General features: G+C 70.0%; 11 protein-coding genes. 5 read left to right on the top strand and 6 right to left on the bottom strand.

Annotated elements, in window-relative coordinates; translation table 11 throughout:
- Nucleotides 1-43: 43 nt before the first annotated feature.
- Complete coding sequence (locus ACIQU4_RS18740) at nucleotides 44-1060, bottom strand: hypothetical protein (RefSeq protein WP_403731544.1); 1017 nt, start codon at nucleotides 1058-1060, stop codon at nucleotides 44-46.
- A gap of 250 nt (nucleotides 1061-1310) precedes the next feature.
- Nucleotides 1311-2708: a S8 family serine peptidase gene (locus ACIQU4_RS18745; RefSeq protein WP_403731547.1), complete on the bottom strand. Its 1398-nt coding sequence runs from the start codon at nucleotides 2706-2708 to the stop codon at nucleotides 1311-1313.
- 449 nt (nucleotides 2709-3157) lie between these two features.
- Here ACIQU4_RS18745 and ACIQU4_RS18750 point away from each other — a divergent pair, with 449 nt between their 5' ends.
- The gene (locus ACIQU4_RS18750) at nucleotides 3158-5200 is read left to right on the top strand and encodes a M4 family metallopeptidase (protein WP_403731550.1); all 2043 of its coding nucleotides are present in this window, start codon (nucleotides 3158-3160) and stop codon (nucleotides 5198-5200) included.
- A 159-nt stretch (nucleotides 5201-5359) separates the two neighbouring features.
- Here ACIQU4_RS18750 and ACIQU4_RS18755 read toward each other — a convergent pair whose 3' ends face one another.
- Nucleotides 5360-7399, bottom strand: a complete 2040-nt coding sequence (locus ACIQU4_RS18755; protein WP_403731552.1) for a SpoIIE family protein phosphatase — start codon at nucleotides 7397-7399, stop codon at nucleotides 5360-5362.
- A 115-nt stretch (nucleotides 7400-7514) separates the two neighbouring features.
- Nucleotides 7515-7658: a hypothetical protein gene (locus ACIQU4_RS18760; protein ID WP_403731554.1), complete on the bottom strand. Its 144-nt coding sequence runs from the start codon at nucleotides 7656-7658 to the stop codon at nucleotides 7515-7517.
- Between the two features lie 127 nt (nucleotides 7659-7785).
- Between ACIQU4_RS18760 and ACIQU4_RS18765 the strand changes: the two genes are divergently transcribed.
- On the top strand, nucleotides 7786-8766 hold the full coding sequence (locus tag ACIQU4_RS18765; protein ID WP_403731556.1) for a hypothetical protein: 981 nt from the start codon (nucleotides 7786-7788) through the stop codon (nucleotides 8764-8766).
- A gap of 947 nt (nucleotides 8767-9713) precedes the next feature.
- Nucleotides 9714-10184: a peptidase inhibitor family I36 protein gene (locus ACIQU4_RS18770; RefSeq protein WP_403731558.1), complete on the top strand. Its 471-nt coding sequence runs from the start codon at nucleotides 9714-9716 to the stop codon at nucleotides 10182-10184.
- A gap of 292 nt (nucleotides 10185-10476) precedes the next feature.
- On the opposite strand, the gene ACIQU4_RS18775 is transcribed toward ACIQU4_RS18770, so the two are convergent.
- Nucleotides 10477-11367, bottom strand: coding sequence for a hypothetical protein (locus tag ACIQU4_RS18775; protein ID WP_403731560.1), 891 nt, complete (start codon nucleotides 11365-11367; stop codon nucleotides 10477-10479).
- Nucleotides 11368-12436: 1069 nt separating this feature from the next.
- Here ACIQU4_RS18775 and ACIQU4_RS18780 point away from each other — a divergent pair.
- Both ACIQU4_RS18780 and ACIQU4_RS18785 read left to right on the top strand, forming a co-directional pair.
- A complete protein-coding gene (locus ACIQU4_RS18780) occupies nucleotides 12437-13375 on the top strand; it encodes an amidohydrolase family protein (protein WP_403731563.1) in 939 nt (312 codons plus the stop codon).
- A 118-nt stretch (nucleotides 13376-13493) separates the two neighbouring features.
- Entirely contained in the window at nucleotides 13494-14438 is a 945-nt protein-coding gene (locus ACIQU4_RS18785; RefSeq protein ID WP_403731566.1) for a hypothetical protein, read from the top strand.
- Here ACIQU4_RS18785 and ACIQU4_RS18790 read toward each other — a convergent pair.
- A complete protein-coding gene (locus ACIQU4_RS18790; RefSeq protein WP_403731569.1) occupies nucleotides 14404-15030 on the bottom strand; it encodes a hypothetical protein in 627 nt (208 codons plus the stop codon). The genes ACIQU4_RS18785 and ACIQU4_RS18790 overlap by 35 nt on opposite strands.
- Nucleotides 15031-15053: the final 23 nt, after the last annotated feature.

Consider the following 15053-nt stretch of genomic DNA (forward strand, 5'->3'; position numbering starts at 1 on the left):
GGCGATCGCGGTGACGATTCGCCCGCCGTCAGCGGCTCGGGCGTCAGGACGCCGTCTGGTGGAGCCAGGGGGCGCTGGTCGCCCAGAACATCACGTCCGCACCCAGACGCCGGCCGCCGAAGTCGACGAACTCCTTCTTGGTGTACGGCTTGCCGGTCGAGGGGTTGGTGTACTCGAAGTCCGGTTCCTGCACAGCCATCGCCACCATGGGGAGCAGCCCGCGGTACCGTTCGAAGAAGGGGTAGGAGTTCTCCATCTGCGCCTGGCGGTTCGGCAACACGTCCGGTCCGCCCAGACCCACGCCGTGGGCCTTGGCGAATTCGAAGGTCCTCGCCATGTAGCCGTGGTCGTTGTTCCACTCACCGGGCCAGAAGTTCACGTACTGGATGAACTGCGTCCGCTTGAAGACCTTGGCGCCGAAGGCCATGTTGTCGAGTTCGGCCCGGAAGTACGACTCGTCGGTGTAGCCGCTGTGGTCCTTTCCCAGATCCACTTGGGTGGCGGTCTCCGGAAGGTTCACCCCTGCCAGACGCCCGTCGAAGCGGTCGGCGAGCGCCTTGAGCAGGCTCTGGAAGCGTCGGCGCACCTCGGGGTTCCACTGGGCTGCAACGGCTCCGGGTTCGCCGGGCCCCAGTCCGTTCTCGTTCGTGGTCGGGGCGGCGCCGCCGGCGTACTCCGGGTCCGTGAGCAGGTAGTTCGGAAGCCGTGTGGGAGCGCTGAAGAAGCGGTCCTGTACCTGGACGAACAGCTTCTTGTGACGGGCCTGGAGGTAGCTGAGGGCCTCTTCGATCGCGGAGAAGTCGTACTGGTCCTTCTGCGGTTCCAGGGCCTTCCAAGCCACGACCACCTGCACACCTGCGATGTCGGGCCGCTCGATCAAGGGCTTGACTTCGGTGTCGAAGTCCCCGATCGAGGAATAGAGGTACTGGGCCGGAGCCTGGGTCCGTGCCGCGTGCCCGGAGCCGGCGGGAGCCGCCGCGGCCGTCGGCACGAGGCCGGGGTGCGCGAGGGCCGCGGCAAGGAGAACGCCGAGCACGGCGGAGAGTCGTCGGGTCGTCATGAGCGGCGAGAGTAGGAAGCAATCCTAAGAAGATCGTAAGAGCCCCGACGCCGGAAAGCCGACCTGCCCGCGGACTCGCTGCGGACAGGTCGGGCGCGTGCCGTGGCCCGCGCTGCGGGAGTGGGCGCGGGGCTGCGCAGACTCCGCCACCGTGCTCAGTTGCTCGTTGTGGCCAGCTTCGCAGCGAGTAGGGCGCGGGTGCGCTGCCTCCTGCGGCAGCGCACCCGTGCCGGGCTGTCGGAGCGAACCGTCAGCCGCGCTGTCCTTCGCGGGCGAGGGCGGGTACGAAGCGGGCCGCGTCCAGCGTGCCGACGCCGGTGGCCATGTCGTAGCCGTTCACCGCCGTGTAGCCCGTGACGCCCTCGTAGCTGTTGTTCGTACCGTCATTGACGTCGACGAGGCCGGTGGAACGGTCATAGGCGGAGCGCCCGTACAGGCAGTACAGCGCCTCGTTGATGTTCCCCAGGCGCTTGCCCGCAGCCTGGTCGGCCAGGGCCACGATCCCGGAGAACAGCGGGCTGGACTCGCTGGTGCCGCCGGAGACGTCCCAGCCGGCGGACGCCGGGTCATAGCTGGTGTAGATCCACGCGCCGCCGTCGACCGCAGCGGCCATCGAGATGTCCGGGGTGCCGCGCTGCGCGCCGACGATGCCCTTGACTCCGTTCTGGAAGGCCGGACGCTTGAACACGTGCGACTGGCCTCCGCCACCCGCGCCGTTGTCGTTGTAGACGCTCTCGGGGGCGGTCCGCCTGCCTGCGTCGTTCAGGTGCAGCTGGGTGCCACCGATGGAGGTCACCAACGGGTCCGAGGAGGGCCAGGAGTTGACGGGGTGGTCGTAGTAGGCGCTGCCGTCGGCGTTGTAGTCGGTGGCTCCGCCGTCGCCGGAGGAGGCGAGCACGGTGACGTGGTTGCGCGCCGCGGCCTCGAAGGCGTAGCGCAGGTTCTTGATGCTGGAGAAGTCACCCTTGTCGAAACCGGGGAAGGTGTTCTCGGTCGCACCGAAGCTCTGCGTGATCACATCGCCGATGCCGCGGTCGATCAGGGACTTCTCGGCGTCCATCATCTCCGGCAGGCCGGTGGTGCCTTCGGTCTCCGCGACCGCCGTCTCCACCAGGACGATCTTCGCGTCCGGCGCCACCGCGTGCGCCATCTCCACATCGAGGGTCGCCTCGCCGGCCCAGCCCAGCATGTCGGCGTTCTTCGGGTCCCACGCGGGGACGTTGCCCCACTTGACCACCTCCACCTTGGTGCTGGGTATCCCGAACTGCTTGCTGTAGACGTCCAGGTCGTGCTGGACGGTCGGCGAGCCGAAGGAGTCCACGATGACGATCGTGCGGCCCTTACCGGTGATGCCCGCCTTGTACAGCGGGTTCAGGTGGTACGCCTCGCGGTACTGCAGCGGGGTGTAACAGGCGATCTTCCACTTGGTCCGGCACTCCTCGATGGAGAGCGGGCTGCCCACGGAGCGGATCAGCTGGTGTCCCGCGACGGCCGGACGGGCCACGGTGCGCGGGACCGCTGGGGCGTGCGGCGCGGAGGCGGTCGCGGTACCGGTCAGTGGGGCGGCCGCCATCGCGGTGAGCGCGAGGCCGACGGCAGCGGCCGTGGCGGCTGCGGAACGCGACCACGTACGACGAACTGGATGCATTGCAGACTCCCTGGGGGGTGGCGCCGCGCAGAGCGGCTTCCGCGATCTCACCCGGCAAGTCATGTGCAGGACAAGGCTATTTGACGCTTGATGCCGAACGCTTTACCTGATTGCGCAGTACGCCGCCTCCACGGCCGCCTGCACCACCACCCCCAGGCCACCGGCGAACGCCCGCGGCAACTGCGCACCCCCGGCCGGAGCAAGTCCCGCCCCAGGTCAGCCCTTTCGGGCGTGCCCGAAGCAGCCGATCACCCACCCAGAACGTCCGCTCAGCGAACAGTCAACGGCGAAATCCGGACTCGATTCGGCTGATTCATGACGCGCTCCTGACAATGATCGCGATCGCTGACACTCTCTCCCCATCCCCGCACGGACCAGCTCCGCATCGCTCTGCCCGGCCGGCCTCATCCCAGCCGCCCGGTAACCCCCCACAGGCAGAAGGAGTCAGCGTGAAGTCCACGCCTCGTCGTAACGCCACCGCCACCGGTGCCCTGCTCGCCGCAGCAGCCCTGCTCACCGTAGGTGTCCAGGCAGGCAGCGCCAGCGCGCAGCCCGAGCAGTCCGCGAAGGCCGCCGCCCCCGAGGGCCAGCCGGTGCGCAACCCGGGCGCGCTGCCCGCACAGCTCTCCCCGTCCCAGCGCGCCGAGCTCATAGCGAAGGCCCAGAGCACCACGGCCGCGACGGCCAAGGAGCTCGGCCTCACCTCCCAGGAGAAGCTCCTCGTCCACGATGTGGTCAAGGACCAGGACGGTACCACCCACACCCGGTACGAGCGCACGTACGAGGGACTCCCGGTCCTCGGCGGCGACTTGGTCGTCAGCCGTACGGCGGCCAACGCGACGCAGAGCGTCAGCAAGGCGTCCGACGCCCAGCTGGCGGGCGTCTCCACCTCCGCCCCGGCCGACGCTCCGGCGGCCGCCTCCGCGCAGGCCCTCGACGCCGCGAAGGCGGTCGGCTCCAAGGCCACCAAGGCCGACGCCGCCCCCCGCAAGGTCGTGTGGATGGCCAAGGGCGTGCCGACCCTCGCCTACGAGACCGTCATCGGCGGGCTCCAGGACGACGGCACCCCCAACCAGCTCCACGTCATCACCGATGCCACGACCGGCGCCAAGCTCCACCAGTGGCAGGGCATCGAGACCGGTGTCGGCAACACCCACTACAGCGGCCAGGTCACCCTCGGCACCTCGAAGTCCGGTTCGAACTTCACGCTGAACGACACGGGCCGCGGCAGCCACAAGACGTACAACCTGAACCACGGTACGTCCGGCACGGGATCGCTGTTCAGCCAGTCCACCGACACCTGGGGCAACGGAGCCAACTCCAACGCCGCCACCGCGGGCGCCGACGCCGCCTATGGCGCCGGGGTCACCTGGGACTTCTACAAGAACGTCCTGGGCCGGTCCGGCATCCGCGGCGACGGCGTCGCCGCCTACTCCCGGGTCCACTACGGAAACGCGTACGTCAACGCGTTCTGGGACGACGGCTGCTTCTGCATGACCTACGGCGACGGAACCGGCAACAACGACCCGCTGACCTCACTGGACGTCGCCGGTCACGAGATGACGCACGGCGTCACCGCCGCCACCGCCGGTCTCGAGTACAGCGCCGAGTCGGGTGGCCTGAACGAGGCGACCTCCGACATCATGGGCACCTCGGTCGAGTTCTACGCCAACAACTCCAGCGCGCCGGGCAACTACCTCATCGGCGAGCAGATCGACATCAACGGCGACGGCACCCCGCTGCGCTACATGGACAAGCCGAGCAAGGACGGCGGCTCCAAGGACGCGTGGTACTCGGGCATCGGCAGCCTCGACGTCCACTACTCCTCCGGCCCGGCGAACCACTGGTTCTACCTGGCCTCCGAGGGCTCCGGCGCCAAGACTGTCAACGGCGTCAACTACAACTCGCCCACCTCCGACGGTCTGCCCGTCACCGGCATCGGCCGGGACAAGGCGCAGCTGATCTGGTACAAGGCGCTCACCACCAAGTTCAACTCCAGCACCGACTACAAGGGCGCCCGCGACGGCACGATCGCCGCGGCGACCGAGCTGTACGGCGCCGGCAGCGCCGAGGTCAAGAACATCACCGACGCCTGGGCCGCCGTCAACGTGGGCGCCCGTTCGAACGGCAGCACCCCCACCCCGGGCAACGTCTTCGAGAGCACCGGCCAGGTCGCCATCCCGGACTCCCCGGGGCCCGCGGTCACCTCGTCGGTCAGCGTCACCGGTGTCACCGGCAACGCGCCGAGCGCCCTCAAGGTCGGCGTGAAGATCACCCACACCTACATCGGTGACCTCCAGATCGACCTCGTGGCGCCCAACGGGACGTCGTTCCGCCTGCAGAACTCCTCCTCGGACTCCGCGGCGAACCTCGACAAGACGTACACCGTCAACGCCTCGGCCGTCGCGGCCAACGGCACCTGGAAGCTGAAGGTCCAGGACAAGGGCGCCGCGGACGTCGGCACCATCACCGACTTCAAGCTCACCTTCTGACCGCCTGACTGCATGACCGCCTGACTGCATGACTGCATGACCTGACCCTGCAAAGGGCCTGCACCCAGGTACGCCGACACCCCCGCCTCCACGACACAGGAGGACGGGGGTGTCGTGCTGCGGGTGGACACCAGATCGGCCACCACCATCACACAGGCCCTAGACGAGAAGCCCTCCTATGGGCTGCTCCGTCCAGATGATCTTCCCGCTACCGGTGAACCGGCAGCCCCAGCGGTCGGTGAGCTGGGCCACGAGGAAGAGGCCACGCCCGCCTTCGTCCGACTCCCGTGCGCGGCGCAGGCGCGGCTGAGTACTGCTGGGGTCGGACACCTCGCACACGAGCACCCGGTCGCGGATCAGCCGGAGCCTCACGGGTCCGCCCGCGTATCGGATCGCGTTCGTGACCAGCTCGCTGACGACGAGCTCCGTCACGAAGCCCAGTTCGTCCAACTCCCAGTCGCCCAACTGGCCCACCACCAGCTCACGGGCGTGCGCGACGAGGGACAGGTCGGGTTCGAGCTCCCACTCGGCGACTTGATCCGGCGAGAGGGCGTGGGTGCGGGCGAGCAGCAGAGCGACGTCGTCGGCGGGCTCTTGGGGCAGCACGCTGTCGAAGATGCTCTGGCTGATCTCGCCCAGGGTCCGGCTCGGGTCCGCGCCGGCGAGCGAGCTCCTCAGCCTCTCCATTCCCTCCTCGATGTCGCCGTCGCGGCTGTCGACGAGTCCGTCCGTGAAGAACGCGAGCATGCTGCCGGGCTGTACTTCGAACTCCGTGACCTCAAATGGCATTCCGCCGACTCCGAGCGGCGGTCCCGGCGTCATACCGACGAAAGTCGGCTCGTCACCGGGCGACACCAGGGCGGGCGGCGGGTGTCCCGCCGTGCCGGCGGTGCATTTCCTTGTCACCGGGTCGTAGACGGCGTACAGGCACGTCGCCCCGAGCATCGCCGTCTCGGAGCGGGAATCGCCGGTCATCTCCTCGCTGGAGAGACCGAGCACCAGGTCGTCCAGGTGCGTGAGCAGCTCACCCGGATCCAGATCGAGGTCGGCCAGGGCCTGCACCGCGGTCCTCAGTCGCGCCATGGCCGCGGTGGCATCGAGTCCATGGCCGACGACGTCCCCGACGACGAACCCGACGCGCAACGAGGGCAGTGGGATCACGTCGAACCAGTCCCCGCCGACCCCGACGCCGCCACCCGCCGGCTGGTATACGCCCACCGTCTCGGCAGCCGCGGAATCCAAGGCCGAGCGCGGCAGCAGGCTTCGCTGCAGGGCCACCACCGACCGGTGTTCCTTCGTGTAGCGGCGTGCGTTGTCCACGCCGAGCGCGGCCCTCGATGCGACGTCCTGCAGCAGGGCAGCGTCCTCTTCGCTGAACGCGGAGGGCAACTGACTGCGCCAGACCGTGACGCAGCCGAGGATCAGGCCTCGGGCGTAGAGCGGCACCGCAACGGAGGAGTGCGCCCCGCTCGGAACGAGCAACGGCAGGCTCTCCGGATCCACGCCGAGTTTCGCGTGCAGGATGGCGACGTCCGGCACCAGCACGGGCAGCCCCTTCATGAGGGGGCGCATCAACGTACTGTCCGTCACTGGAGGAAGCGCCTCTCCAACCGCCAGGAGGTTCTCGGCTGATATCTCGGGGCTCTGCGCAGCGGCGGTCCGGCGCAGGCGGACGTCGCCGCTGGTGTCAAGGTGTGGGGGCTCGTCGCCCACCAGTACCTGCTCGGCGATGTCCACGGTCGCCAGGTCGGCGAAATCAGGAACGAGCAGATTCGCGAGGGTCTCGGCCATCTCGATCACGTCCAGGGATGCGCCGATGCCCTCGGCGGCGGCGTGGGACAGCCCCGTCCGGCGTCGCCGCGCATCTCGCTCCGCTGCCTCCACCGCGGTTTCCGCCGGGGTGACCAGGACGAGCCACTGCGCGGCGGCGCCGGAAGCGCCGGGAGTCCGAGCTGCAAGCCGGACGACCGTGCAGTCCAGAGAGACCACAGGAACCGGAACCTCTTGACCCGCCTCCGTACCGGCGCGCGGCAGGAGCCCCAGCAGGGAAGCACAGATCTGACCCGGCGAACATTCCAGCAGGGTCGCAGCCAGCTCCGAACGGGCCATGACCACACCTGCGTCGTCGAGTACGACCGCTGCCGTTTCGATGACGGGCACCGAGGCGGGCTTCGGGCCACGACGCTCCGGTTCACGCATGTCGCCTCCACGCACCGTGACCTTCAGTATCGTCCCCGAGGGGAAACCAGGCACCCTCAGCACACCCTGGCCCGGCGACGCCTCCGGCTACGGGCCGGTCATGGCATGTCGGCGCTCAGTAACCGAGGGTCTCGGTTCCCTCGATCGTCTCGCCCGGGGCGCCTTCGATGGTCTGCGTCAGGGTGTTCCCGCCGACGGTCAGCTTGTAGGCGTGCTTGCTGCCCTGGGCGTCGGTCACGGTGCCCGGCCGCATCCGCATGACGGGGTTGTCTTCGGCATCGGCGAATTTCGGCGCCGTTTGCGGTGGACGTGAGGTGGGTTCCGGCCGGCAGGTCGAGCTTCGCGCTGGCTGTCCGGGGGCCAAGAGGGCCCGGCAGCATGCTTCTGTGACCACCGAACTGCCGCCGCTGGGCGCGGCCCAGCGGCAAGCCGCTCTGCAAGGGCTGATCGTCAATCGATCGGCCACCCCTGACGTCCTGTGCCGCCTGTCGGGGCTTACCGGAGCCGCGCAGGAGATCGCCTGGAGCAATCCGCAGGTCGACTCGGAGGTGGCCGACACCATGCTGCGGCTCGGAGACCGGGATGTCGACGCCGCGCTCGCGATGAACGAGCATCTGCCGCAGGCGGTCCTCCGGCGCCTTGCGCGGCACCCCGATCCCGAGGTACGGAGCGGGGTGCCCCGCAACGGCCTGGCGGCCGACCTGTCTGAGCTGCTCGCTGCGGACGGTGATGCGCGGGTCCGGGCGGCGGTGGCCCGGCACGAGGCGCCGGCCTCGATCCGGGACCTCCCGGTGGCGGATCCGGATCCAGGGGTACGGGCTGCCCTGGCCACTCAGGTCGCGGTCCTGCCTCCGCGGACGGTGCGGCTTCTGCTCGCCGACGAGGACCCGTCGGTGAGGGCCGCCGCCTGCCGTCCGAGGTGCCCGGCACCGCCGCAGGACCTGCACGAGCGGCTGCCGGCCGATCCGGCGACCCGGGCGTTGACCGTTGCGCATGTGGGCCTGTCCGCAGCGCTCGCAGTCGAGCTGGCCGGTGACCCGGACAGCGAGGTGCGCGCGGTGCTCGTCGGCCACCCCGGGTTGCCGGAGGAGTCGCGTGACCTGCTGGAAGCCGACCGGGACGGACTCGTCCGGTGTCGCCTGCTGTTCAGCCGCCGGCTGTCCCACGAGCGCCGGGCCGCGCTGCTCGGCGGAGATCGAAGCGGGTGCGGGGGCGGGCGACGAGGAGGCGGGGATCGCCGAGCTCGCCATCGGGCTGTCGCGGCCCTGGGCCGGACCACGGTGGCTCCTGGAAGCGCCGGTGGACGAGTGCCTTCGGCACCTGGAGTCCCCGCTCCCCGCAGCTGCGCTGGGCCGTGGCGGCGATGACGACCCGGCTGCACCCGGCGGTGGCCGACCGCGCCCGCCGCCACGACGACCCCCAGGTGCGCCGGCTTGCCCAACCGGAGGCCGCCTACGCCGAGTTCCTCGGCCAGTACCCGCCGCCTGTTCGTACACCGGACCTCGGGTCCGGAAGGTGGTTGGGCGGCCCGGTGCTACTGCCTCCAGAGCGCTCTGGTCACCGGGCCTCGCCCGCGCACGCCCTGTCGACGCGGACTGAGCCGACCATAGCCACAGCAAGTCGGCGGCCCGCCCGAGAAGCACAGCATTCGGCATCCTGTGTGACATGCGCGGTCGAGGGTTGACGCCCCACACTGACACCAGGCGCTGGACGGTCGTCCCGGAGGCGCCCTCCCCCGGTTCCGCCGGCGTCTCGCTGAAGGCTCACTGTCATGGGGGCAGGGCTTCGAGCTGCTGGGGGACGCGCTCCGCTCCAGGTCGTCTGCGCGCACGGTGACCTGGGCCGCCCTGGGAGCTGTCCGGCCAATCGTGTGCCAAGCCAGGTGACGGGCGGTCAGGCGCAGTCAGGCGGCTGGATGGCGTCATTGGTTTGGCCTGCGACCCCAGCGGTCGGCCGGTGGGCGGTCGAGGAGTGTTCCCGGGCCGCGAAGCAGGAGCGCGGCCCGGACGACTACCTGGGGTCCGCCGCTACGAAGGCTGGCACCGCCGCATGACCCTCGCCATGGCCCCGCGTACAGCGCCCGGCGAACAGTGAAACGTGCCCATCTTCCTGTGGCTGCCGGACGGGGGTGCGCGGAATCGCAGCCACGCCCGGTCTGCCCGCCTCGGCCTGACACCGCCGTAGCACCGGAGCCCGAGCCGAGGCCGGAGACGGAGTCTGGTGATGCGATCAAGGCGGAACGGAGGTGCGATGGAGCTGTCCCCGCAGGCCGTCGCGCGGCCCGCGGCTTCCCCGGAGAGTGACGGTGATCCCCGTGACGACCGTACGCGCCGTGGCCGATGGACGGCGAAGCGAACGCCCCCCGCGCGAGCGGAGGCGGAGGGCGGCGGCCGCCGCCGCTGTCTGCGGGCTCTGCGTCGCGTTCGCCTTCGCCACCCCACCGGCGCAGGCCGCCCCCGCGCCGTCCGAGCCGTGCACGTCCGGCTGGGTGTGCGGCTGGACCGGCCCCGGCTACACGGGCGTGGCGAGCTTCGTCTCGCAGGACATGCCGCGTTACCCGGAGACGACCGCGTACGTCGGATTCAACGGTGGTGCATCCGTGTGGAACAGTGCCGGAACGTGGCGCCGGGGCGGCCAGCTGTGGGGCCGCTGCGTCACCGTGTACAGCGGCACCGAGTATCGGGGGCAGAGCCGGACCATCCGCCCTGACAAGGGCATCGCCCGGATCCCCGCGTCGTTCGGGAACATCCACTCCAACCGGTTCCACACGTGCCGGCTGACCTGACCCCACCCCACCCCCACCCTGCCGTCAGCGGGTGTCGGTGCGCTCCTCGAGGCCGGTGCCGTGGCGGAGGGTGACCGACATCAGGTCGCTGGGGGCATCCAGTTCCAGGCGCTGCCCGGGCCGGGGGGACGGAAGTAGAGGCGGACGCCGCCGGTCAGGCAGCACACCGCCTCCTCGGCCTCCGTCCCCGCGTGGAACGTCGCGATCCGACAGGAAACCGCTCCTCGCCGCGGCGCCGGCCGCGCCCGCGCGCCTCTTCCTGTACCTGCCGTCTGCCGTCTGCCGTCTGCCATCAGCTGTCCGAGCGGAATGCCCCGTGGACACGTAGGTCGCCGTTGATCGCAACCAAGTCGTCGCGGGTGTGCATGATCCATCCGACGTCGTTACGGACCGACAGGTGTCCGTTGGCGTTCACCTTTCCCTCGAACTCCGACTCCCCGTGGACGATCAGCCGCGGTGGCCCGTCCTGCGTCTCCAGCACGTTGTCGACGGTCAGCCCTCCCTGGAGGGTGAGACGTTCCTTGACCTGGGCCCGACGGGTGATCAAGTCGTTCAGGTCCGCCTTGTCGGCCGCGACGGTTCCCCACTGGCGGTTTCCGGCGCCCTGGAACACGTTCACCCCGGCGGCGGGGAACTCGATCCATCCGTCGGCGGCTGTGCGGCCCTGCACCCACTTGGTGTTGATGCCGTTCAGGTCCGCCTTGTCAGCGGCGACGGTTCCCCACTCCCGATTTCCGTCCTTGCGTACGCTCACTCCGGACTGCGGGAACTCGATCCACCCCTTGCCCGCGTCGCGGTCCCCCACCCACTGGGTGTTGATGCCGTTCACGCTGACCTTGTCAGCCGTGACGGTACCCAGGTCGCCTCCCGCGCCATGGCCGACCTTGATCCCGTCCGACGGGAACCGGATCCACCCGGCACCACTGTCCCGGCCCCGCACCCACGTCGCGGTCACCGTCTCGGCGTCGGCCGTGGCCGCCGCGACGGTGCCCAGCGCCTGGGCGTCGTCCTGGAACTGCGCGCCCCGCGTGGTGAAGGTGATCCGGCCCCTGTTCTCCGTGCCCTCGACCCACGGGGTGTGCACCCCGGTCGTCGCCGTCACGCTCTCGAACTCGGGGCTGCGCAGGTGGACGGTGGTCGTGAGGAAGGACCCCGGCTGCTGCGAGCCCGGCGAGGTGGCCATCAGGATGTACGTGGCATCCCGTTTCGGCTCCTGGCCCGCCTTCGGCGACCACTCCCAGCCGGATGCCCCCCTTCCCCGACGTGACGGTCTCCGGCGGGCCGTCCGGACCCTGGATCCGGTACGTGAGGGTGTCGGGACCGTCCCACCGCAGGACGACGTCGTTGCCCGCGACCACCAGGGAGTCCTTCGGGCGGAAGTTGCGCGGCACCTTGGACGCCTGCTTCAGCAGGCCCAGAGTCACGGGGTTGCTCTGCACCCTGGCGCCGTTCGCCGCCCTCTCCGTCACGTGCAGCAGCACCAGTCCCGCCGCGCCGGAGACCGGGAAGCCGTCGAGTACCAAAACCATGGAGCCGGCTTTCTGGAACAGCGTGTTGGGCCGGCCGGTCACGGTGAGGACACCTGCGTCGCCGTCCCAGACGACGAGCGGCTCTTCCCCTTGCCTCGTCGCGGTGTTGTGCTCGACCCGTGCGTTGATCGCCTTCGGATGGAGCGTCAGGTCACCGTCCGCCGGGCCGACTGGTACTCGTACCTCGATCGAGTACCAGATCACCTCGTCCATGGTCGGATTGGAGACGACGATGTGGACCGCTCCCTGCGATTCATCGCCTGCCTCCGCCACCTGGAGCGGAGCCGGGTCGGTGAGGATTTCGTAGTTCAGAGAAGCCATCGCTGAAGACCCCCTGTTTCTGCTGTGCGGACGCTCACCCCCCCCACGGACGCAGCCCTTTCAGCAAAGCGCTCGCCGGACAACCCGCGAACCCGAACCGGCCCAACCGGCGCGAATCAGACCCACGCTGGCCGAATCGGGGATCCCTCGCCTTCCGGCGACGCGGCGTCTCACCGCGCCGCATGTCCACTCCGTACGGGAACGGGCCGTCGTGGTCGGCGGACGGGGAAGTCTCCCCACGTAAGGTCCGTGCGGGGTCGACGCCTCGGACGACTCACTCACTCACTCACTCGCATCCCTCAAACCTCGTACGGCCCGCACCCGTGGCCCGGTATCGGCCGCCGGCTGGCACGGGCCATGCACACGGTGTTCCATGGATGTGTGGTCTCTTTGCGTATCGACGTGCACGCACATCTGTGGACAGCGCGGTATCTCGACCGCCTCGAACAACTCGGGAAGACGGACACTGGCACCCAGCGCGGGATCCGTGCCGATGCCACCGACGCCGACTTGGAGCACCGTTTCGCGCTGATGGAACGGGCGGGTATCGATCTGCAGGTGCTCTCGGTGGCCCCGCAATGCCCTCACCTGGAGAAGGAATCCGAGGCCGTAGCCTTGGCCCGCGAGGCGAACGACGCGTACGCGGAACTGGTGACCCGCTTCCCGGGACGCTTCCGCGCCTTTGCCGCGATTCCGCTGCCCCACCTCGACGCAGCCCTGGACGAGACCGCCCGGGCCCTCGACGGCCTCGGCGCGGTCGGCGTCGGCGTGACCACGACCGTACTCGGCCGCACGCTCGCCGATCCGCTGCTGTGGCCCCTCTACGAGGAGCTCGACCGGCGCGGAGCGGTCCTGTACGTGCACCCGGCAGGCGAGGGCGCCGCCAGCCCCCTGATCACCCGACACCGCATGACGTGGATGGTGGGGGCACCGGTGGAGGACACGGTGGCGATGATGCACCTCGTCCTCGCGGGCATCCCGGCCCGCTATCCCCGGATGCGGGTGCTGGCCTCACACCTGGGCGGAGCGCTGCCGCTCCTGCCGCGCCGCCTCGACGACCACCTGGCGTTCGAGTCCCCCGACACGCCTGAACCGCCGTCCGTGGCCCTCGGGCGGCTCTGGTACGACACGGTCAGCCACGTGCACCCACCGGCACTGGCGGCTGGCGCCGCGACGTTCGGCGCGGACCGCCTCGTCCTCGGCACGGACTACCCCTACGAGGACGGGGAACGCTTCCTGCAGGCCGTGGACTACATCTCCCGTTCGGGGCTGGCACCGCAGGAAGCAGCGACGATCCTCGACACCAATGCCGCCCAGTTGCTGAACCTGACCGGTTCCTGACGGGCCTGGCCTGGCCTGGCCAGGAACCGTAAAACCCGCCTGGGCTGCCGCGGAACGGCTGGCCGCGGACGACGACGCCGGGTGCCGCGCCGCGGCACTGGACCGGACCGCCGACTGGATGCTGGGCCGGGCCACCGCCGCCGCGCTCCTCTTCGACGCCGACCGGCACGGGGAGACCCACGGTACGGACCCGGACCCGGCCACCGCCCCCGGCGGCCGGGCGGAGGCCCGCGCCTGGCTCGACGCGGAGCGCGCCCAGTGGCTGGCCGCGCTGCGGCGGGCCGCCGAGACGGGACGGCACCGGCAGGTCACCGACGCGGCGCAGGCCATGCACTGGTTCTCCGACCTCACAAAGCACTGGGAGGAGTGGGCGGAGCTGTTCGGGCTGGGCGTGACGTCGGTCCGTGCCCTGGGCAGCCGGCGGGACGAGGCCGTACATCTCAACTACCCGGCCTGGGCACGCAACTTGTGCGTGCACGACCATCCGGGCGCCCTGGCCGTCGCCGACGAGGCGCCGGCGGTGGCGCGCGCGCTCGGCGACGGGCTCCAGACCTGCTGGGCCCTCGGGTACGGGGCTGCGGCCCTGCACCGTATCGGAAGGGCCGAGGAGTCCCTCGTCCGGTTCCGGGAGGCGGCCGCGCGCTTGCGCGCCGAATCCTCCGGGCAGGCCCGGCTGGCCGAACTGACCGTGCTGAACTCCTCCTCGCGCGCAGTCTTCCGCGAACACCCGGCGGTCGACGTACGGATCGACGGCTGCGAGAACCATGCTGCTGGAGATCGGCTAGACCGGCCTCACGCTGCTCGCGGGCACCGCGGTCGCGGACGGCGTCGGCGTCGGCGTACAACCGGGATCCGAAACCTCGGACCATGTCCTTCTCGGCGGCGACGTGCAGGGGGTCTGCAGCAGCAATCGGCCGCCGGTGCCGACGGGATGAATGAATCGGATCGTGCGGTGGCCTTCGTTCTCCTGGCTGTGGCATGTCTCATGAGACATGGACCCATCGGGGCGGCAGGCGCCGCCGAGCGTCTCAGCTGTGGCTGTCCGGCAGCGGGGCAGATATGACCAGGCCCTCGTCGAGCCTCTCGACCAGAGCGGCGGAAACGGGCGGAAACCAGTGCCCGGCCCAGCGGCCAACGGATCGCGAGAAGGCGACGAGTTCGTCCTGAACGGAGCCCAGGAGTTCGGGCAGCTGGGCCCGGGGAATGTCGATGGGCGGCCCCTCGTGGCGGTCCGTATCGGGCCACAGCCTGATGATCGCCCCGACGTGCTCGACGCGCGGCGTCGGATCGTGCCCGAGCCAGGGCCACTCCCCGTCGGCCAGGACCCCCCAGTCCCGCCAGTTCTCCAATCCGAAGCAGCATCCGGGCAACGCCGTGACTCCGGTGACGGTGTCCCGGATCCTCAGACCACCGGGTGCGACGACGGACTCCGCTGTCACCAGGCGCCGGACCTGCTCCAGGCTCTTCTCGGTGGCGCGAGCTCTACGCCGGCTGCTCCCGTTGTATTCCGTCAGAATCGCCATGGCCGTGCCAACCTCTCGCGACGACAACTGTCCGGACAAAGGCAGTAGGCGGTTTGCGGACGGTTCGGCAATGGGCCACAGAGTGAAATCCGTGGCCTTGTAGGTCTCCAGTACGGCATCCATGATCAGCACTCACACAGTGTCCATCGGCCACT

The sequence above is a fragment of the Streptomyces sp. NPDC090741 genome (assembly GCF_044769045.1).
In the GTDB taxonomy this organism is placed as follows: Bacteria; Actinomycetota; Actinomycetes; order Streptomycetales; family Streptomycetaceae; genus Streptomyces.